This is a genomic window from Pseudarthrobacter sp. alpha12b (genome assembly GCF_054130495.1).
This window is the reverse complement of the sequence record NZ_CP196746.1, coordinates 971,600-992,408: the sequence shown is the minus strand read 5'-3', so window position 1 is coordinate 992,408 and position 20,809 is coordinate 971,600. Positions and strand designations below refer to the sequence as shown.

19 protein-coding genes are annotated in these 20,809 nt (G+C 61.4%); 10 read left to right on the top strand and 9 right to left on the bottom strand.

Features of this window, described 5'->3' with window-relative positions; all coding sequences use genetic code 11:
• Positions 1-26: 26 nt before the first annotated feature.
• From catA to ACTAQI_RS04410, 4 genes are all read right to left on the bottom strand, one after another.
• Positions 27-875 (bottom strand): catechol 1,2-dioxygenase, encoded by an 849-nt coding sequence (gene catA, locus ACTAQI_RS04425; protein ID WP_457949806.1) that lies wholly within the window; start codon positions 873-875, stop codon positions 27-29.
• Between the two features lie 226 nt (positions 876-1,101).
• Entirely contained in the window at positions 1,102-1,761 is a 660-nt protein-coding gene (locus tag ACTAQI_RS04420; protein WP_457949804.1) for a family 16 glycoside hydrolase, read from the bottom strand.
• On the bottom strand, positions 1,754-2,752 hold the full coding sequence (locus tag ACTAQI_RS04415; RefSeq protein ID WP_457949803.1) for a zinc-binding alcohol dehydrogenase family protein: 999 nt from the start codon (positions 2,750-2,752) through the stop codon (positions 1,754-1,756). The genes ACTAQI_RS04420 and ACTAQI_RS04415 overlap by 8 nt, the downstream gene beginning before the upstream one ends.
• Positions 2,745-4,100, bottom strand: a complete 1,356-nt coding sequence (locus tag ACTAQI_RS04410; RefSeq protein WP_457949802.1) for an MFS transporter — start codon at positions 4,098-4,100, stop codon at positions 2,745-2,747. The genes ACTAQI_RS04415 and ACTAQI_RS04410 overlap by 8 nt, the downstream gene beginning before the upstream one ends.
• Positions 4,101-4,205: 105 nt before the next feature.
• On the opposite strand from ACTAQI_RS04410, the gene ACTAQI_RS04405 reads away from it, so the two are divergent.
• Complete coding sequence (locus tag ACTAQI_RS04405; RefSeq protein WP_457949801.1) at positions 4,206-4,718, top strand: PadR family transcriptional regulator; 513 nt, start codon at positions 4,206-4,208, stop codon at positions 4,716-4,718.
• A 252-nt stretch (positions 4,719-4,970) separates the two neighbouring features.
• On the opposite strand, the gene ACTAQI_RS04400 is transcribed toward ACTAQI_RS04405, so the two are convergent.
• From ACTAQI_RS04400 to ACTAQI_RS04385, 4 genes are all read right to left on the bottom strand, one after another.
• Positions 4,971-5,294, bottom strand: coding sequence for an antibiotic biosynthesis monooxygenase family protein (locus tag ACTAQI_RS04400; protein WP_457949800.1), 324 nt, complete (start codon positions 5,292-5,294; stop codon positions 4,971-4,973).
• Positions 5,295-5,296: 2 nt separating this feature from the next.
• Entirely contained in the window at positions 5,297-6,211 is a 915-nt protein-coding gene (locus tag ACTAQI_RS04395; RefSeq protein ID WP_457949799.1) for an NAD-dependent epimerase/dehydratase family protein, read from the bottom strand.
• A gap of 70 nt (positions 6,212-6,281) precedes the next feature.
• Complete coding sequence (locus ACTAQI_RS04390; RefSeq protein ID WP_457949798.1) at positions 6,282-6,731, bottom strand: VOC family protein; 450 nt, start codon at positions 6,729-6,731, stop codon at positions 6,282-6,284.
• A gap of 182 nt (positions 6,732-6,913) precedes the next feature.
• Positions 6,914-7,825 (bottom strand): LysR substrate-binding domain-containing protein, encoded by a 912-nt coding sequence (locus ACTAQI_RS04385; RefSeq protein ID WP_457949797.1) that lies wholly within the window; start codon positions 7,823-7,825, stop codon positions 6,914-6,916.
• Positions 7,826-8,047: 222 nt separating this feature from the next.
• Between ACTAQI_RS04385 and ACTAQI_RS04380 the strand changes: the two genes are divergently transcribed.
• The 8 genes from ACTAQI_RS04380 (at position 8,048) to ACTAQI_RS04345 (ending at position 17,248) form a co-directional block, all read left to right on the top strand.
• Positions 8,048-9,007 (top strand): NAD(P)-dependent oxidoreductase, encoded by a 960-nt coding sequence (locus ACTAQI_RS04380; protein ID WP_457949796.1) that lies wholly within the window; start codon positions 8,048-8,050, stop codon positions 9,005-9,007.
• 97 nt (positions 9,008-9,104) lie between these two features.
• Entirely contained in the window at positions 9,105-10,490 is a 1,386-nt protein-coding gene (locus ACTAQI_RS04375; RefSeq protein WP_457949795.1) for an MFS transporter, read from the top strand.
• Positions 10,491-10,768: 278 nt separating this feature from the next.
• Positions 10,769-12,064, top strand: a complete 1,296-nt coding sequence (locus tag ACTAQI_RS04370; RefSeq protein WP_457949794.1) for a CaiB/BaiF CoA transferase family protein — start codon at positions 10,769-10,771, stop codon at positions 12,062-12,064.
• The gene (locus ACTAQI_RS04365) at positions 12,061-13,263 is read left to right on the top strand and encodes an acyl-CoA dehydrogenase family protein (protein ID WP_457949793.1); all 1,203 of its coding nucleotides are present in this window, start codon (positions 12,061-12,063) and stop codon (positions 13,261-13,263) included. Before ACTAQI_RS04370 ends, ACTAQI_RS04365 begins: the two co-directional genes overlap by 4 nt.
• A gap of 51 nt (positions 13,264-13,314) precedes the next feature.
• On the top strand, positions 13,315-14,538 hold the full coding sequence (locus ACTAQI_RS04360; RefSeq protein WP_457949792.1) for a thiolase family protein: 1,224 nt from the start codon (positions 13,315-13,317) through the stop codon (positions 14,536-14,538).
• Positions 14,538-15,344, top strand: coding sequence for an enoyl-CoA hydratase/isomerase family protein (locus tag ACTAQI_RS04355; protein WP_457949791.1), 807 nt, complete (start codon positions 14,538-14,540; stop codon positions 15,342-15,344). Before ACTAQI_RS04360 ends, ACTAQI_RS04355 begins: the two co-directional genes overlap by 1 nt.
• A gap of 2 nt (positions 15,345-15,346) precedes the next feature.
• Positions 15,347-16,213, top strand: coding sequence for a 3-hydroxyacyl-CoA dehydrogenase family protein (locus ACTAQI_RS04350; protein ID WP_457949790.1), 867 nt, complete (start codon positions 15,347-15,349; stop codon positions 16,211-16,213).
• 90 nt (positions 16,214-16,303) lie between these two features.
• Positions 16,304-17,248, top strand: coding sequence for a LysR family transcriptional regulator (locus tag ACTAQI_RS04345; RefSeq protein WP_457949789.1), 945 nt, complete (start codon positions 16,304-16,306; stop codon positions 17,246-17,248).
• Here the strand turns inward: ACTAQI_RS04345 and ACTAQI_RS04340 are convergent.
• The gene (locus ACTAQI_RS04340; protein ID WP_457949788.1) at positions 17,228-18,967 is read right to left on the bottom strand and encodes a helix-turn-helix domain-containing protein; all 1,740 of its coding nucleotides are present in this window, start codon (positions 18,965-18,967) and stop codon (positions 17,228-17,230) included. The genes ACTAQI_RS04345 and ACTAQI_RS04340 overlap by 21 nt on opposite strands.
• A 194-nt stretch (positions 18,968-19,161) precedes the next feature.
• Between ACTAQI_RS04340 and ACTAQI_RS04335 the strand changes: the two genes are divergently transcribed.
• A complete protein-coding gene (locus ACTAQI_RS04335) occupies positions 19,162-20,793 on the top strand; it encodes a flavin-containing monooxygenase (RefSeq protein WP_457949787.1) in 1,632 nt (543 codons plus the stop codon).
• Positions 20,794-20,809: the final 16 nt, after the last annotated feature.

Genomic DNA, 20,809 nt, shown 5'->3' with positions numbered 1-20,809 from the left:
TCCACCTTCCGACAGTTGGAGTTGTATCAGTTCTCCGGATCGAGGACGAAGTCGTAGGTGACTTCCCGCCCATTGCCGTCCGTGCGGTCGGTCGGCGCGAGGATCAGTTCCGGCTTGACGGCCGAAGCGATGTCGTCCGCGACGTGCTCATCACCCTGGAAGTACAACTGTGTGGTGATGAGTTGGTGACCCGGAGCGGAGACCTTCAGGTGCAGGTGTGCCGGACGCCAGGCGTGCCAGCCGGCAGCAGCGATGAGTGCACCGCAAGCGCCGTCTGTCGGAATCTGGTACGGGGCCGGCTGTATGGTGTTGATCTGGAATTTACCATCGGCATCGGCAATCACAGACCCGCGAAGGTTCCACTCAGGCAGGCCCGGCGCGAACTGGGAGTAGAACCCGAGGTCATCAGCGTGCCACAGTTCGATCAACGCGCCGGCCAGGGGCTGCCCAGCAACGCTCGTGACCTGGCCCTGGAAAAGCAACGGCGTGCCCGGTTCGTCATCGCGCATGGGCAGCGTGGCCGGCGTGTTTTGAGCGGGCGCGTTCGGGATGTAGTAGGGGCCTTCGATGGTTCCTTTGGAGCCGTGCCGGTTGGCGTTGGCAACTTCTTCGACGGAGTGCTCTACCCAGACGTCAAGGAAGAGCGGCCATTCCCCGTCCTCACCGACCTGGATCAGCCAGGCTTTGAGGGCGTTGTACTCGTCATAAGTGACTTTTTCGTCGATCACGGTCTCGTTGATGGCTTTGATGATCTTGCCGGCGAGGGCGCTGACGCGTTCCTTGCTGGTTGCTGCAGCGACGTGCTTGTTTTCCCTGAAACGGGCTGTTGCGCCTGCACCTGAGGCGGCTGCGGTTGCCTGGGTTTCCGTGGTCACGGTGACTCCTTTGTCGTGGTGGTTGATCCTGGCTCGAGCATTGTCCTCGCGGACATCGTGGAGTGCCGGGCATCACACAGTGTGTGGCTGTTCAAGACTAGGCTCCCCATTGAGCGAATAGAAATACCTTTTCGGAACAGACTGAGAGGTTCCGCGTATCAGTCTGTGGCGTGAAAGGCACGCAGAACAGGGCCCCGGGCTTTGGGGTGCCGATATCGTCCCCAGATCAGCCGCGCGTGATGCTCAGATTGGAGAAGAACGCCTCGGTTCCAATGTCAACCCACAGGCCAATCTTCCCGCTGGCCGGCATGGCCTTGGTTTCAGCCACAGCCAGGGCCTCCACCCCATTGATGCCGACGCGAAGGCGCTGGTCCTCCACTTCGATGCGCAGGTGGATCCACTCGTCCGGGCCGATGTCGGCCCGAGCCTCATAGCGGCCGTCGGGGTATTCAACGCGAAGGCGTTCAAAGTCCCATTCGGGATAGGCGAAATACTGCACGCCGCGATTCACACGTGGACCTGGTGGATTGAGCTTCGCGCCATTGAGCGGTCGAACATAGACAGACTCAAAGCGGTCAGCGTCGTCGGAAATTCGGTAGGCGATACCGGCAAAGGCACGCGCATAATCGGGCGCGTCCCCAGTCAGGCGGCTCAATATGTCGACCTCAATGACACCGTTCTCGAACTCAGCCGGCAGCAGGACAAAGGTGGGCTGGTCGATGTAATGGACTCCGGGAACCCCCGCTGCCGCCTCGCCGGTCAGTGCCACCCGGAGGGCCTTGCGGCCCCCGATCTTGCCGGCATATGCCATAACGGATCTCAGCGAAGCTCCCCCTGGCAGTCTGTCCAAGGGAAGAACAGTACTGCCCGCGTTGACGTCAGTCATGAATATGTCCTTCCACTGTGACCACAAGCTTGCCGGATACGGACCCATCCTCCATATCCTGGTGCGCTTGGACGATCTCGTCGAACCTGTAAACCTTGCCGATGGGGACTGAGACGCGTCCGGCTTCCACGGCATCCAGGAATTCCTGCAGGACAGGTGCAGGAAGGTCGCTGGCGCCACCGGAGTAGGCGGTCAACCGCACCCCGTTCGGAATGAAATCAATCGGATAGAAGTCCTTGACCGTCCATTCGTCTGAAAGCATTCCGGTGAAGCAGACAGTCCCGTGGACGGCGGTGGCCCTTAGCGTGTCTTGAAGTGTCGGTGTTCCGACCAGCTCCACTGCGCCGCCGACCCCGCCCGGGAAGATTCCGCGTACCTGTTCGGCAATCGAACCGGAATCAATCACCACGTGATCCGTGCCTGCGTCCAGGAGCGCCTGCGTTTTGGCTGGATTCCTGGTGGTGGCCACCACGGTGATGCCTTGGCGTTTGGCGAGGACGGCCAGGGCCATCCCTATGGATGAAGTGCCGCCGCGGATCAGCAGGCTGCTGCCAGGGGCGGCGTTTACGCCGACTGTCAGGGAGCCGTTTGCGGTTTGCAGCATCTCGGGCACGGCACCCAAAGTGGACCAATCAAGGCTGCTTCTAAACGGGACCACGCTGGAGGCCGGCACGCTCACGTACTCGGCATAGCCGCCGTCGAAAGTTCTGCCCATGCCGCCCATCAGCGCGGCGACCTGAGTGCCTTCGGCGACCTCACCGCCCGGAGCCTCTACTACAACACCGGTTGCTTCAATCCCGGGGATGCGCGGGAAGGATCCGAATGAGCCCAGTCCCCTGCGGAAATGAAGCTCCGAGCGGTTAAGGCCAAAAGCGTGGACTTTGATCAGCACCCAACCAGGCCTGGCGACAGGCCGGGGCACTACCCGGATCTTGAGAGCTTCGGGCGCCCCCGGGCCGTCAAGGACGATTGCGTGCATGTGCTCAGGCATGGTGGTGTGCTCCTTTTGATTCGGTTTGCAGGTCACTCAGCTCAGGTGAACTGTCCGCCGCCGAAATGTCGGAATGCCCTCCCGCGGTTTCAGGCCCGCGGCGAATTGCGGGTATCGCGGCAACGCCGACGGCTGCAATCAGTACTCCGGGTACCAGTGGCCACGCGGTGATTTCAGTCAGCGACTGAACCACATAGGGCGCGATGCCGCCGAATATGGTGGTGGCAATGGTCCCGCCGATTGCCAGCGCGGTGAGGCGGCCCCTGACGACAAACTGCTCCGGAATTGCTGATGCGCCCACTGCGCTCAGGCTGCCGGCCAGGCACGAAAGAACCACGACGGCGGCAATGGCCAAGGGTGCGGTGGAGTAACCGGCGGCAGCGAACATGGGAACGGGCAGAAGAACGGCGGCCACCGCCAGGACGAGCAGCATCCGGCGACGCCCGTATCGGTCGGACAGCCAGCCGGCGGCCGGCGAGGCAACAACCACGACGGCGGCGGAAAGCGTTGCCAGGGCAAGCGCGGAAGATTCGGCCCAGCCCTGAACGGAAACCAGGTATGTGGGCAGGTAGACAATGCCTACGTAGTACGTTGCGGAAACAAGCCCGGAGATGACGAAGGTGCGGACAATGGCCCGCCATTGCCGCCCCACAACCTGTGGAATCGATTCCCGGGTTTCCTCTGCGCGGCTCTGCGCAAAGAGCGGGGTTTCGTGGAGGCCGGTGCGCAGCACCAGGATCATGGCAGCGAGTACGCCGCCGATGATGAATGGTATCCGCCAACCCCACGCATCCATCTGTGCCGCAGGAAGGGCGGCGATGGTGACGGCTGCGACGCCGGCAGCGAGTAGCGCTCCGATCTCGCTGGCAGCAGCGGCCAACGATGTCACCAGGCCCCGCCTGCCTGGGCTGCTGCTTTCCAAGAGGTACGTCATGACACCGGTGTATTCACCCCCCACTGAAAAGGACATGAGGCACCTCAGTGCGAGCAGCCAGGCGGCGGCCGCTTCACCAATTTGCGCGTGCGTGGGCAGGACAGCCGTGCCTATCGTGGCCAGCAGCATCAACGCCATGGATGCCAGCAAGACGGGCCGACGGCCCCAGCGATCTCCCACATATCCAAAGACGAGGCCGCCTATCGGCCGGAGGAGGTAGGAAACGGCAAACGTTGCCAGTGTCATGAGGACCCCCGTGGGGCTGTCACCGAAGAACACCCGTGAAAGGACTGCGCTGAGGTAAAGGAACAACGTGAAGTCATACCATTCCACCACGGTGGAAAAAACGGCGATAGCGAGCCGGCCCCGGGGAACGGTGGCTTGAGCCACAAGGGGCATGGGCGAAGACGGCATGGGAGGATCCTTCGACGGCGAGAACGAAACGATACCTCTAAACGAGGTATGCATTAGGGAACGTTACCTCGTTTCGATGTATTCCTGTCCGTTAGCATTGTTGTCGTGCTCGAACTGATGATCCTGGGCTTCCTCGCCGAAGGCCCCCTCCACGGCTACCAACTCCGGCGCAAGATGAACGAACTCTACGGTTTCGCAAAGGAGATCAGTGACGGGAGCCTGTATCCCGCCATCCAAAGGCTCATCAAAGCGGGTGCCATTGTGCAGCGCATCGAGAATGGCCGCGCCGCCCAGCGCCACACACTCGAACTCACGCCTAAGGGCCGGGAAGACCTTCAGCAACGGCTTCGCAGCGCTTCGGGCGGAGATGTCAGCGATCTGGGGCGGTTTATGGTGATCCTTGCCTTCCTGTCCCAACTTCCCGACGTCGAAGACCAGCACGCGGTACTCGAGCGGCGGCTGAAGTTCCTCGAGGCACCCGCCAGTTTCTTCTACGAAAACGGCAGGCCTTTGCGAAGCGCGGATATCCAGGATATCTACCGCCAAGGAATGCTGACCATCGGGAAGGCGGCGAGCCGGGCAGAAATTGCCTGGCTCCGCCGTACCCTGGGCATCTGACCGTTAAAAGGGTGCGCACCCACGTCCAATAAGACCCTCTTTGTCGTTAGCGTTGTAATGGCAATTGGTCAGATTGGGCACCCCATTCGTACCGACCGAGCGCAGAACAAAAACCCGGGGCCAGCCCTTCCGGCCCCGGGTTTTGCTGGCGGATTGTCCACCAAGTCATTTCCAACGCACCGCCCGATTGCATAGCCTGCTGCGCGGCGTCGCTGCGATCACGTTGAGGCGACTTAATTGTTTATGGAGGTCCTACCGTCCGCCGGCGGTCACACCAACAGAGCTTCCTGCGAGCTCGAAGTGCTCGACTTTGGGCGGCTGGGCAAAGAAGGGCCGCACAATGGCGCTCCATTCCTCATACAGTGCGGACTGGCGGAATCCCACGGTATGATCTTCAACCGTTTGCCACTGGATAAGGAGCACATACCGCTCTGGCGTCTCGATGCACCGCCGGACCTCGTAGCTATGAAAGCCGGCTGATTTTGAAAGCGTGGAGTCGAGTCCCAGCTGAATCGCGCGTTCGAAATCCTCCTGTTTTCCAGCAGGAATGCGAATGTCGGCTAATTCAAGAATCATTTTTATTGTCCTTCTTTCTCGTTTGGCATCTCGTGTCGGATCCAGCGCAAGACTGAGTCATGGGTGGGCTTCCAGCCAAGTTCTTCCCTTGCACGTTTTGCCCTGACCCGGCTGTTGCTGCCGTAGGTGTAGTAGGCTCGGCCCGGGCCCCACTGATTCGCTGCCTCGTCTGCGTCCCAAGACTCCACCTCGCCGAGTCCCAGGCGCTCAGCGATCGCTGCACCTATGTCTGCGAATGAAGATTCTCCATTCTCAGCGAAGTAGAACGATCCCGGCGGTGCGGCATCAACCGCAAGACCGTAGAGATCGACGAGATCGTTGATGTGGACAGTCGACCAACGATTTAGTCCCTTCCCAACAACGCGGACCACACCGCTGGCATGGGCTTGGTCCACGAGAAATGGGACCTGAATGCTTCTGGGGTTGATGCCGGTTCCGACGCCATAGACCAGGCTCGGGCATATCACAGCGCTCCGCACGCCGCGGCTGCCGGATTCCAGTACCAGCGAATTGATCTCCTGGCGGGCCTTTTTGCGGTCCTCGACGACGAACGGCGTGTCTTCGTCATAGATGGAATCTGAGGCCTGGTTACCCCTGACATCGTCACCGACAAGGCTGGATCCGCTCGTGTGAATCAGAACCTTTCCAGAGCCCTCAAGGGCTCCCGCCATCGCCTCTACAGAAGCTCGGTGGTCGGCATCTGCCGCGCTGACGACTGCGTCAGCCTTCCGCGCTTCGCGCATGAGAATGTCTCGGTCCTCCAGGGTTCCGATCACGGGTTCGATTCCCGACGCCGCCAGGACGGTTGCTTTGTCAGTATCGCGGGTTAGGCCCGTAACCTCATGTCCACCCGCCATCAGCTTTTCGGCAACGGAACCACCGATGTAGCCGCTCGCCCCCGTAATGAAAATCTTCACTTATTCGCCTTTCCAAGCCGTCTTCTTCGACGGCCGCAAGTCTGTTGAGTTGCCTATACCCGCTGGTCGATCACTGGGTGTCGTTCTTAATCTCGTGGATCTCAATCATGTTTCCTGCGGGATCCGTGAGGAAGATTTGGTACCAGCCCTTCACGGACCAGATACCCCAGTCGTCAAAGGGGATGCCATTCTCGGTCAGTTGCGTCTTGACTGCTTCAATGTCGTCGGTTCGGAAGGCGAAGTGCCCGGCGATAAGCGGGTTTACTGAGTGCCCCTCCTGAGCGGCCAAATACGGCTGGCGGCGGGTTGCGTGGAGTTGGAGCTCAACAGGGTCCCCGGCGTCGAAGAACTTCGCGCCTTCGTCCCACTCCTCGTCGCCGTCTTTCCCGTCACTGGCGCTGGTCGCGATCATCGGGGGTGAGGGAAGGAGTTCCAACCCGAGCGCATCCCTGTAGAACGCTGAGAGTGTTTCCATGTCGTCGGAAGTGACGTTGACATGGTGGAGTCGAAGATTTGCCATCAGGATTTTCCTTTCTTTCTTTCGTGAATCGATCCTGACAGCCCTCATTCATTGTGTCCAATACCTAATCAGTCCGAGAATAAGTAGGTATTCGTCATGAATCTGTCTGTGGCGAAGGGGATCGGGACGCCCCCGGGGCGGATTTCGTGGACCGGAACCTGGGCAGACCGGAGCTGGAAACGTTAAATAATCTCCAGCGATCGGGGCGGCTTGGGCAGTACCTCGTCTGCCACTCGCAGTACCGCGCGGACTGCCGCAGACGGATTGTCTTGATGCCACGCCAGCGCGGATTGGTATCGGGGCTCAATGCCCTGGAGTGGCAGGTAGCGGACACCGGGCTGCTGGATGTGCAGACAGGATGAGATCGTAATCGTGACTCCTGCGCCGGCAGCGACGAGCGCGTGAATGGTGTAGGAGTCTGGCGCTGCGAGCACGATCCGGGGCTCAAACCCGGCATCGTGGCAGACCTGTTGCGTGACGGTCCTGACGAACGAGCCGGTGTCGGAAGGAAAGCTTACAAACGGGTCCTCAGCAAGTTGGGAGAGCTCCAGGCTCTGCTCGTCCGCGAGCTGATGATCGATGGGAAGAACAGCAAAGAGCTCCTCTTCTTCGATGGCCCGATACCGAACCCCGGGCATCTTTGCTGGGATGCGGACAAATCCGATGTCCAGGCTGCGATTGGCCACGTCGCTAAGAGCCTTGTTCGTGTAGACCTGCCCCTCCAGGACGAGTTCGATGTCAGGATGCGCCATTCGCACACCGCGCGCCAGGGCGGGGACGAAATCACGGCTTGAGGCTCCCGCGAACCCTACGGTCACACGACCATACTCCCCCCGCCCCCCGGCCCTTGCGGCCCGTTCTGCGTTGCCAACCGCCTCCACGGCAGCCCGCGCAGGCTCCAGCAGCGCCGTTCCAGCAGAGGTCAGGCGGACCGTGCGGGTGCTCCGCTCGAAGAGCGAAGTACCCAGATGTATCTCGAGCTTCCGAATGATCTGGCTCAGGGGTGGCTGGGCCATATGCAGTCGATCAGCTGCCCGCCCGAAGTGAAGTTCCTCTGCGACTGCCAGGAACGCCTGGAGATGGCGAAGCTCCATCGTGCTCCTTAATTTAGCTAAGAACAATGCTTCAAATTGGTTGCTGGCGGGCCTCCGGCAAGACCGCTTCACCTAGGCCCTCAATTCATTAGAAACTCTAATATATGTAACACCAAATGAGTATTGGACGAGTCATAATCTTGGTGTCACTCTTGACCTACACCGCGACCTGCGTGAGCCAGCTCACGAAGAGGTCGCACTCTATGTAGCGAAGGAACTGAAGTGTCACACGAGAAAATGGTCGCGGGAGGAACAGTCGCCGGACTGGACCTCGAAGGACTGGACGGACCCAAAAAAGGCAATCTGCCCGGACACGCCCGCATCGGCTTCATTGGTATTGGAGCCATGGGACTGCCCATGGCGCGCAACCTGCATCGCACCGGTTATCGCGTGCATTCCTTCGATCCGTCTGATCGCCAGCGTGAACTGGCTCAAGCCGCCGGTATCCCTGCCGACGAAAAGATCGATGCACTGCGCGACAGCACGGTTGTCATCATCATGGTTGCCAGCCCGGATCAGCTCCTGGGACTGACTGAAAGCCACATCCTTTCTGGCGGTTCCTCGACGCTCCGTACCGCCGTCGTCGCGTCAACAGTCGGGCCCCGGGCGCTCAAGGAATTCGCTGAGCGAGTTGCCCGTCATGGTATCGACGTCGTCGATCTAGCTGTGACAGGCGGGGTCGCTGGCGCAGAAGCAGGAAGCCTCACATTGCTGACCGGAGCGCCGGCATCGACTGTTGACAGGGTCCGCCCAATTCTGGAGCGCCTTGGGCTCATCAAGATGTGCGGAGACCGGCCAGGAGATGGTCAGGCTGTGAAGCTCGTAAACAATTTGCTCGCGGCAATAAATTCCGCTGCAGTCGCTGAGTCGATCAGGTTTGCTAAAGGCATGGGGTTGGATCCAAAGCGAGTGCTCGACCTCATCGAGAACGGTGCCGCAGCTTCGTGGATGCTCTCTGACCGCGGACCCCGGATGGCACAGCCACGCGCCGAACGGGACTTTGGGACGTATACGTCGATACTTGCGAAGGACACGTCGCTCATAGAAGTAGTTGCTGCTGAGCATGGAACCGCAGTACCTCTGCTCAATATCGTGCGGGCGCAGTTCGCGGAGGCCATCGACCTAGGCTGGGCACAAGAAGACGATTCATGCATTGTCGACCTCCCCGTCCGGCAGGGGTAAACCCCAAATCACGTTCGGTTAGGGGTCAGATATCGGCCTCGGCCGGCCTGCCCACCAATGCATATCACGATTGCTTACATCAAAGGAGATATCGAGCATGGCTAATTCATCAGCAACAGAGCCGCGCAACGCAGCGCTGGGCTCACCCGGCAAACTGAAAACAGCGCTTGCCGCCACCGCCGGAACTATGGTGGAAAACTATGATTTTCTAGCTTTTGGCACCGCATCCGCCCTGTACTTCGGGGCCGCCTTTTTCCCCTCAGCAGACCCCACAATGGGCACCCTCCTCGCATTACTGACCTTCGGCGTCGGCTTCCTCGCACGACCACTCGGCGGTGCGCTGGGCGGCTATTTCGGTGACAAGTACGGGCGCAAACCGGTTCTCTTCGCAGCTCTTCTCGTGATGGGCTTTGCAACGTTCGCCATCGGACTGCTGCCAACCTATTCGCAGATCGGCGTTTTAGCTCCCATCATCCTCGTCGCGGTACGGCTCATCCAAGGCCTTGCCTATGGCGCAGAATGGGGCGGCGCCGTGATGATGACGTTCGAACACGCCCCATTGAAGAGCAAGGGAAAGTACTCGGCCATTCCCCAGACGGGAAGTCCCATAGGAATCGCCTTGGCAACTATTGTTTTCCTCGCGTCCGCTCAGCTCGGAAACGACTGGTCCTGGCGACTGCCCTTCCTTGCCAGTGCAGTCCTGGTCCTCGTGGGACTCTACGTCCGCCTGAAGCTTGAAGAATCCCCTGACTTCGAACAAGCGAAAGACTCAGGGGAAATCCTCAAGAACCCGGTCACCGAAGTCCTGCGAACAAGCTGGAGCACAATCCTTCGGATTATAGCGCTGCGCATCGTCGAATCGTCCGGCTATTACATGATCTCAACCTTCCTGCTCTCCCGCATTTCGGCGTCACATCCCGAGGCCAAGGGGACCACCCTGACGGCACTGCTCATCGCATGCATCATCGCCGTCCCGGTCATCATCTCGGCAGGAACCATTGCCGACCGAATTGGACGCAAGAAGCTGTACCTGGCCGGCTGCCTCGCCACGATCGCATTCGGCTTCCCGGCCTTCCTCCTGCCAAGCGGAGATAACCCCTGGACGATCTTCGCAGTGTTCGCCATTGGCATCGGCGTGATCTGGGGGACCCTCGCAGGCACGCAATGCGCATGGTTCGGTGAGCTGTTCCCGACGAACACCCGGAACTCCGGCGCCTCACTCGGATATCAGCTGGCCGCCAGCCTCTCAGGATTCGTGCCATTCATCGCCGGCGCCCTGGCCGCCGCATTCGGCTCAGTGGGAGGCTCCATGCTGTACATGCTCGTCGGGGTGATCGGACTCGTCGGAGTACTTGCTACACGCGAAACCTGGGGAAAACTCGAGCGTCAACGAGTACATTCCCTTCTTGATCCAGCGCCCCACGTCACAACGCCGTCGTTGTCGGCAGCGCCACCGCTGTCGACTGATTCAGCGGCCCGGTAGGCCCGCTTCACTGCAATAAGAAAAATTCATCTGCGAGACGCCCGCCCTAACCCTGTTCAGTGGATATGGGCGGGCGTCTTGTTTTCGACGTGAGTGTCCCCACAGCGACGGACTCTCCCGAACGGCCTGGAACTAAGACTTAGGCGCTACCCGTCCGGGACCCGATGCAGCACCAGAATTAATGATCAATAGCGCAACAATCACAGCTCCAATAGGTATTGGACTAGATGTAATTAGCAATGCCATTGTTGGTTACATCAACGAGTTTTAGGAGAGCCATGAGGATCGGATCCAGTCCCACCATCGAGTGGCACGCAGATGCAGAGCACGCCGCTGCACCTGAGCAGGCCGCCATGCGTGACATGTTTGACTGCACAAAAAGCGGCCCTCTGTCCGGTGTACTGGTGGCTGATTTCGGCCGCGTACTGGCTGGCCCCTACTGCACCATGCTGCTGGCAGACATGGGCGCAACGGTTGTCAAGATCGAGAGCCCTGACGGCGACGAAACCCGCGCGTGGAAGCCTCCCGTCAGGGACGGCGAGTCCACGTATTACCTGTCGATCAACCGCAACAAGGGATCTATCGCCCTGGACCTAAGGGACGAGGATGATCGCAGGATTGCCCAGGACATCGCCCAGCGGGCCGACGTCATGGTTGAGAACTTCAAACCTAACTGCCTGGAACGGTACGGCCTGGACTATGATTCCGTGGCAAAAACGAATCCAGAAGTGATTTATGCATCCATCACCGGCTTCGGTACGGCGGGAGGTGCTTCACTTCCGGGATATGACCTGCTTGTCCAGGCGCTGTCCGGCCTGATGAGCCTTACGGGCGCACCCGATACCCCGGCGTACCGCTCGGGTGTTGCCGTGTTCGACGTGATCACCGGCCTCCACGCGGCCATCGGGATACTCGCCGCCCTTCATGAGCGGTCGCAAACGGGCCGGGGGCAGCAGATCGAAGTCAACCTCATGTCATCCGCGCTGTCCGGCATGGTGAACCAGACCGCCGGCTATCTGTTGAGCGGCACCGTCCCGACACGGCTGGGAAATGAACATCCCAGCATCTACCCCTACGAGCCGCTGCCCACGGGCGAAGGCGACATTGTCATTGCCATCGGTAACGATCCCCAGTTCCGCAAGCTGTGCCAAACCCTTGACCTCCCGCAGTTGAGCCTCGATGCCCGGTTCGCAACGGCTCCGGCCCGCAGCCTGAACCGCGAAGAACTCCGCCCTGTGCTGCAGGCGGCCCTTGGCAAAGCATCTTCTACCGAGTGGTTCGACGTTCTCACCGGGGCTGGAATTCCCTGCGCCCCGATCAACGACGTTCGCCAGGGGCTCGATTTCGCTGAACGCATTGGACTGGAGCCCGTCGTCACCATCGGTGAAGGCAGGGATGCCATCCCCACCGTCCGGAATCCCATCACTTTCTCGGAGACACCTGTCAGCTACGACCTCGTTCCCCCAGCCCATGACGGGAACCGTGACCAGGTTCTTGCCTGGCTTGAGACGGAAAAGCAAACCAAGACACACCGGCGGTCTGCATCCGCATTACAACGAAAGGTTCAACGATGACCACCACAGCCGACCGGCAGACGGCAACCTCTGATTACTTCCGTTTGGATGACGATCTCACTGCTGACGAGATCGTTATCCGCGACAAGGTCCGCGCGTTCGCCGAGAACCGTGTACTTCCGGTTATCAACGCCTATTGGGAAAAGGCTGAATTTCCCGAGGAACTGCTCGAACCCTTGGCTGGGCTGGGTGTCATAGGGACCACGATCAAGGGCTACGGTTGCCCCGGCATGAGCCGCAAGGCCGCCGGAATGGTGGCACGCGAAATGGCCCGCGCCGATGGGAGCCTCAACACGTTCCTCGGGATCCATTCAAACCTCTGCATGGGCGCCCTTAACCTCCTGGGCAGCGCCGAGCAGCGGGAACGTTGGCTCCCGCCCCTGGCCAGGATCGAAAAGACCGGCGCCTTCGCGCTGACCGAACCGGAACACGGCTCGGATTCCGTGGCTCTGGAGACCCAGGCCCGGCGCGACGGAGACTCCTGGGTGCTCACGGGCCGCAAGCGCTGGATCGGCAACGGCCACGCCGCCGACGTCATCGTCCTGTTCGCTCGAAACACGGCAGATGGAAACGTCAACGCATTCGTTATCGAGAAGGACGCCGCGGGCCGGTACCCCCAGGGCTACTCCCCCACAGTCATCTCAGGCAAGGTTGGCAAGCGTGCCATCCTTCAGGCCGACATCGAGATTACGGAAATGCGGATTCCCGACGCCAACAGGCTGGAATTGTGCCATTCCTTCCGCGACGTCTCCCGGGTGCTCCAGGCAACACGGGGCGGCGCGGCATGGGAGGCGGTGGGCCACGCCATGGCAGCCTTTGAGATCGCAGCTGACTACGCACTCAGCCGCCACCAGTTCGGAAAGCCCATCGCTTCCTACCAACTGGTCCAGCACCGCCTGGCCAACATGCTCAGTGAACTTACCACCATGCAACTGCTCTGCACCCGCATGGCCGAACTCGCCGACCAGGACAAGCTCACCAACGCCATGGCCTCGATGGTGAAGATGGCCACCGCCCAAAAGGGCAAGTGGATCTGCAACGAAGCACGGGACTTGCTGGGCGGCAATGGACTGCTGCTGGAAAACCATGTTGTCCGCCATATGACCGACATGGAAGTCGTCTCCACCTATGAAGGCACCGACTCAATGCAGGCCCTCATCGTAGGCCGCGACATCACCGGAATTTCCGCGTTCAACTAGACCGTCATCCGGCACAAGACAGCACATCACACACCCATGATTGGAACACCCATGCCTGAGGCCTTTTTGATCGGCGGGGCACGCACCCCCGTCGGCCGCTACGGCGGCGCCCTGTCCTCCATCCGCCCCGACGACCTCGCCGCACTCACGGTGCGCGCCGCCGTCGAACGCGCCGGCATTGATCCGGCCGCCGTGGACGAGGTGATTCTCGGCAACGCCAACGGCGCCGGCGAGGAGAACCGCAACGTGGCCCGCATGGCCTGGCTCCTCGCTGGGTTCCCGGACACGGTTCCCGGCATCACCGTGAACCGCCTCTGTGCCTCCGGGCTGAGCGCCATCATCATGGCTTCCCACATGGTAAAGGCTGGGGCCGCGGACGTCGTGGTGGCCGGTGGCGTCGAATCCATGTCCCGCGCACCGTGGGTGATGGAAAAGCCGGACAAGGCGTTCGCCAAGCCAGGCGCCGTCGTCGATACCTCCATCGGCTGGCGTTTCCCCAACCCCGCCTTCGTCTCCGGCGAACTCTCCCGCGGCGGCAAGGCCACCTACTCCATGCCGGAAACCGCCGAGGAAGTAGCCCGGGTCTACGGCATCTCCCGCGATGATTGCGACGACTTCGCCGTCCGCTCCCACGAACGCGCCCTGGCCGCCATCACTGCGGGGCATTTCGCGGACGAGATCGTCTCCGTTCCGGTCAAGGGCCGCAGGGGCGCCGAAACCATCGTGGACACGGACGAAGGCCCCCGCCCAGGAACCACCCGAGACGTCCTGGCCGGGCTGCGGCCCGTGGTCAAGGGCGGCAGCGTGGTCACCGCCGGCAACGCCTCGACGCTCAACGACGGCGCCTCCGCGATCATCGTCGCGTCCGAGGCCGCCGTTCAGAAGTACGGCCTCACGACCCGGGCGCGCCTCCTCCACGGCGCGTCAGCGGGCGTGGCCCAGGAAATCATGGGCATCGGTCCGGTCCCGGCCACCCGCAAGGTCATGGAACGGACCGGACTCGCCGTGGGTGACCTGGCCGCCGTCGAACTTAACGAGGCCTTTGCTTCCCAGTCGCTGGCGTGTATGCGCGAACTGAAGCTTGAGCCCGGCATCGTGAACAACGACGGGGGCGCCATCGCCCTGGGCCATCCCCTCGGCTCGTCCGGGTCGCGGCTGGTCATCACCCTGCTGGGGCGCCTCGAACGCGAAGCCACGGACGGCCGGAAGCTGGGACTCGCCACCATGTGCGTCGGCGTCGGCCAAGGCACGGCGCTGCTGCTGGAGGGGCTCTAATGACGGACGTGATGTACGACGCCGGCACGGGCTTGGGTGCCACGGGTTTCGCAACGTTGCAGGTCGAGGAGCGGGGAGACCGATTGGCGGTCCGGCTGCATCGGCCAGAGGTCCGCAATGCCATCGACCAGGCCATGGTGGATGAGTTGCACCAGGTGTGCGCGTACCTGGAGCGAACCCCGAAAATCCTGATCCTTTCGGGAACGCCCGGGAACCCGGAAACCGGAGCCAAAGGCATCTTCGCCTCAGGCGCCGACATCGCGCAGCTGCGCGAACGGCGGCGGGACGACGCCCTGGCCGGCATCAACTCCGGAATCTTCGACCGGATCGCCAAACTGCCCATGCCTGTCGTCGCCGCCCTGGACGGCTATGCCCTTGGCGGCGGCGCCGAACTTGCCTACGCGGCCGACTTCCGCATCGGCACCCCAGATCTGCGGATGGGCAACCCCGAGACGAACCTGGGCATCCTTGCAGCCGCAGGCGCCACCTGGCGGCTGAAGGAACTCGTCGGCGAGCCGCGCGCCAAGCACATCCTGCTCGCCGGGAAGGTCCTCACCGGCCAGGACTGCCTTGCCGTTGGGCTGATCACCGAGCTCGTTAATCCGGACACCCTGATGGACGCCGCGCACGCGTTGGCAGACTCCATCGCCGCCCAGGACCCGCTGGCGGTCCGCATCACCAAATCCGTGTTCCACACCCCGCGGGAAGTTCACCCCGTCATCGACACCCTGGCCCAGGGCATACTCTTCGAATCCCAGGCCAAGTTTGACCGCATGCAGACATTCCTCGACAGGAAGAAGAAGTAGATATGAGCAGCCCCGCAATTCCCGCCGGACTCCCCCCAAAGGTTGGTGTCCTCGGCGGCGGCCGGATGGGCGCCGGAATCGCCCACGCCTTCCTGGTCAAGGGCTCCGACGTCGTTGTCGTTGAGCGTGACCAGGAAGCTGCGGACGCGGCCCGCAGACGCGTCGAGGACGCCGTAGGCAAGTCCCTGGCCCGCGGCCTGGCAGGCAAGGCGGCCGACTACACCTCCCGCCTGTCGGTGAGCACGGATTACGCTTCCTTCGGTGACCGGGAACTGGTGGTGGAGGCCGTGCCCGAACTATGGGACCTCAAAGTTTCCTCTTTGCGGGCCGTCGAGGCCGAACTCGGCAACGGTGCCGTGCTGGCCTCCAACACGTCATCCCTGTCCGTGAACGGCCTGGCTGACAAACTCGACCGTCCGCAGGACTTCCTGGGGCTGCACTTCTTCAACCCGGTCCCGGCCTCCACGCTCATCGAGGTGGTCGTGGGGAAAAAGACCTCCGAGCCGCTGGCAGCCACGGCGCGCGACTGGGTGGAGGCACTCGGCAAGACCGCCGTCGTCGTCAATGACGCCCCCGGATTCGCCTCCTCCCGCCTGGGCGTAGCCATCGCCCTGGAAGCCATGCGGATGGTGGAAGAAGGCGTCGCCTCCGCCGAGGACATCGACAACGCCATGGTGCTGGGCTACAAGCACCCCACCGGTCCGCTGCGTACCACGGACATCGTGGGCCTGGACGTCCGGCTCGGCATCGCCGAATACCTGCATGAGACCCTCGGAGAACGGTTTGCACCCCCGCAGATCCTGCGCGAGAAGGTGGCCAGCGGCGAACTCGGCCGTAAGACCGGAAAGGGCTTCTTCAACTGGAGTTGATGAACCGCTTCAGGCGCTCAATTCTTACTCTCCGGCTGCCCGGGCAAGCTCGAGTGATACTCTAAACTCAATAATGAGCGAAGGGATGCTGTGGAAATCAACCAGCTGATCGCCTTTCTTGCCGTGGCGGAAGAACTGCATTTCGGCCGGGCCGCGGAGAGGCTCCATGTTGCCCAACCGCCCCTGAGCCGGACCATAAAGCAACTCGAAAATGAGCTGAATACGAGGCTGTTGGACCGGACAACCCGATCTGTGAAACTGACGTCCAGCGGTCGGGCGCTTGTGGGTCCGGCTACGGAAGTCCTCGATGCCCTGCGCCGCGCCGAAGATGCGGTCCGGTCGGCGGATGGCGGGGAATCCGGGCTCGTTCGCATAGCCTTCGCGGGCGCCTCCACGCATCAATTGGTTGCGCGGCTGGCGCGTTTGGTGAGGGCACAACGGCCAGGCATACAGCTGGACCTTTCCAGCCAAAACTTCGCCCAACCTGCCATGACAAAGCTAGTGCAGGGCGAGACCGATGTCGCTTTCGGGCGGTGGGATGTGATTCCAGCCGAAATCGCATCGGAAGTTGTGCTGCGGGACTCCCTGGTGATCGCACTCCCCGACACGCATCCGCTGGCGGGAGCGCGCCTCTTAACGATCGCAAAGCTGGCCGCTGAAGCGTTCATCTCCTTGCCGTCCTACGAGGGCGCGGTGTTGCCCGACCGGCTTCGTCGGCTCGCACGCGACAATGGCTTTGTTCCCAATGTCATCCAGGTGGCACCCGACACGCAGACAGCGTTGGCTCTTGTCAGCGCGGAAGTAGGGTGCCATCTGACGTTGGCATCGGTGGCAGACAGTGCGACCGATCCCCACGTAGTCTTCGTTCCCCTGGCGGACGCCACCGCAGACGTCGACCTCAGAGCCGCCTGGCGCCCGAACGATACGAATCCTGCAGTGAAGGCTGTTCTTCAGGAAGTCATGAACCTGAGTAAGGTTTCCAGGAACCAGGTCACCGCAGGTGATGCTGACTACTCACATGGTCGCCTCGCCTGAATCGAGACCGAGCTGACGGAGACGGCGGTAAAGCGTCGTCCTGCCCATTCCGAGCAAATCCGCTGCCTCAGACTTGTTACCGCCGGTGGCATCGAGGGCCTTGATAATGGCATCGCGCTCAGCAGTCTTCATGAGCGACAGGGGGCGCCGGGGAGGCGCCTGCTGAAGATGCTTTGGCAGATGCCGTCTTTCGATAACGGAAGCATTGACCGACCGAACCAGATCCGTGACAGTCCTTGCCAACTCGGCCACATTGCCGGGCCAGTGCCACTGAACCAAGGACTGCAGCGCAGCCGGGGATATCGTGTGCCGCGACCCAGGATCCACTTCATTGAGAATCCTTGTCACCATCCCCGGAATGCGTTCGGGAGTTTGAGCCAGTGGTGCCGTCGGCACGGTTATCCCCAGGGCGTCTATGAAGGCCTGGACTCCTTGGGATGCGTCTTCGTTGAACACCGTGACCAAAAGGCTCCCGGAACGATCACGAGCTGCCCATCCCCTTTGCACCCCATCCACGATCCTGGAGAACGCAGTGACGTCGTCGCTGCCGGCGTTTTCAAGTCTGCGAATAAGGACATCTTTGCCTTGCTGCAAAAGGGACTCGACCTGGTCCCAGGGCGTGGGCAATCCGGCCGACATCACGAATACTTCGACTGGGCCCGATTTGCCCCATGTGGCTCGAAGGTCCAGGGCTGCCGTCGCCCGTCCGGTGCCGACTGGCCCCTCGACGACAGCGATCGCTTGCCCTGGGGCGGCCGCGAGGGGACCGGACACGGGATGCGTACCGTTATTCAACAGGCCGGGCGCAGCTGGTCCGCCGCGCAATGATGGCTCCATCTCAGAGAAGTGAACAACAAAATGAACCCGCGGACCGTCACTGACCCTGCGTGCCGTAATTTCGAGCATCGTTCCCTCGAGTTCACGCCTGAGCGTCGGCGAGGAAGACCAGTTATGGGCGTTGAGCACTTCCCAAAGCATGACGTGGGAAGCAACATTCACATACGGCAGGCCCGGGGTATTGGCGAGGATCGATTCGTGGTCCAGCACGACCGTGGGCCGCTGGGAACTGGTAAAGCGCATGAACGACATCGCCAGCGCAAGGTCCTGGGGCCGCGCAGACGTTCGAAGCCGCTCCTCGATCTGCTGGCTGATCTCCCGCGCCAGCGAGAGCATGATCGGATTTGCCGCTTGTATTGGCCCACCTAAGGCGATCGAACCCACCACAAGGCCAGCCGGCGTATAGATGGGCGCGGCCGCGCAGGCGTTCGTTGCCAACGCGTCGCTGTAGTGCTGGCTTCCCTTGACGAACACTGGCCGCTTTTCCACCATCGACGTGCCCAGTGCATTCGTACCGATGGCGTCCTCGGAGTAGTCGAACCCCTCAGCGGCATGCATGTTGTCCAAGCGCCGGCGCTCACTGCTGTCGCTGGTTCGCCTGTCGACGATGCTGCCGCCGCGATCGCTCAGGAACAGGGTAGTTCCGGTGTCTTCCAGTTGATGCTGCCACCGGTCAAGTACCGGCACAGCAGCCCTGCCCAGGAGTGTGTCGGTATCTACGTCGCGGTACCGTTGTGCAGGCCCAGAGGCTTCAACTGCGCTGCCGATCGATCGGCGCCAACTGCGGACGATAAGGTCCGGAACCGATTCGTCTGCCTGGTAGACCCCTGTTAGTCCGGCACGGATTAGTTTTTCACGTGCCTCCCGCACTGGATCAGTCATGTTGCACCTTTGCAGTTTCATCCCTTCCGGGCAAGCTAGCAGCGACAATTATTGCTCTCCGGGTATCAAAGCTGGTATTTCGGGCCCCGTCCCAGTGTTTCAAGTTGAAACACTCAGCCCCTCTTCCGCCGCCGCAGACTGGTTACACGAAGTGAATTATCTCACACCGTCCTATAAGCCGGAGGAGCACCATCATGGACAAAGTCGTCCCTAACGAGACCCAGCAGCTCGACGCACTCGTCGTAGGAGCGGGCTTCGGCGGCATCTACATGCTGCACAAGCTTCGCAATGAGCTGGGCCTTAACGCTGTGGCCATTGACCGCGCCGGAGGCGTTGGCGGCACCTGGTACTGGAACAAGTACCCGGGAGCCCTTTCCGATTCTGAAAGTTTTGTCTACCAGTACTCTTTTGACCGTGAGCTGTACCAGCAGACCCCGTGGGACACCAAGTACGTCCCCCAGGCTCAAATCCTCAAATACCTGAACGGGGTTGTCGACCGATACAGCCTCCGCCGCCATATCCAGCTTGAAACCGGAATGACTGAGGCCGAGTTCGACGAGGCTGCAGGAATCTGGACCGTGCGCACGGACCGCGGGGTTACCTTCCAGTCGCGATTCCTTGTCACGGGGCTGGGCCTGCTCTCTGCCACCAACCTTCCGAAGTTTCCGGGCATGGAAACCTTCAAAGGCCGCTTGGTCCACACGGGCGCTTGGCCCGAGGACCTGGATCTCACCAGCAAGCGGGTAGGTGTCATCGGCAACGGCTCCACAGGCAACCAGGTCATCACGGCCACGGCTCCGATCGCAGCCCACCTGACGTCCTTCCAGCGCACGCCGCAGTACAGCGTTCCCGCCGGCAACCGCAAGCTCACGGAACAGGAGCAGCGGGCCCACCGGGACAACTTCGAGGCCAACTGGGATCAGGTCCGCAACTCCTCTGTTGCCATGGGCTTCGAAGAAAGCAGGGTCCCGACTTTCAGCGTTTCCCCCGAAGAACGGGAGCGGATTTACCAGCGGGTCTGGGAGGAAGGAGGCGGTTTCCGCTTCATGTTCGAGACCTTCTCGGATATTGCCACGGACCCTGAGGCCAACGAAGAAGCCGCGAAATTCATCCGTCGCAAGATTGCCGAGATCGTCAAGGATCCGGAAACACGCCGTAAGCTGACGCCCACCGATCTCTACGCCCGCAGGCCATTGTGCGATTCCGGATACTACGAAACGTTCAATCGGCCGAACGTATCCCTTGTCAACGTCAAGGAAAACCCCATCGAGCGGGTAACCGAAGAGGGCATCGTCACAGCTGATGGCGTCCTTCACGAACTGGACGTACTCATCTGTGCGACGGGCTTCGACGCCGTGGACGGCAACTACGTGCGCGTCAATATCCGGGGACGTGGGGGCGAAACCCTGAAGGAACATTGGGCTGACGGACCGACCAGCTACCTCGGCATGGCAACCAACGGCTTCCCCAACATGTTCATGATCCTGGGACCGAACGGCCCCTTCACCAACCTGCCGCCGTCAATCGAGGCGCAGGTCGAGTGGATCAGCGAAACCATCGATCACATCTCGACCTCGGGAACGGGATGGATTGAGGCCAAGGCCCAGACGGAGTCCGACTGGACTGAAACCTGCTCCGACATTGCCCACCAGACGCTCTTCCCCCAGGCGGCATCGTGGATTTTCGGCGCTAACATTCCGGGCAAGAAGCGGGCCGTCATGTTCTACCTCGGCGGGATCAAGCAGTACCGGTCCATCCTCTCCGACGAAGCTTCGAACAAGTACCCGAACTTCGCAACCGATGCGGACATCCTGACTCCTGCCTGAAGAAGGCTCCCGGCCG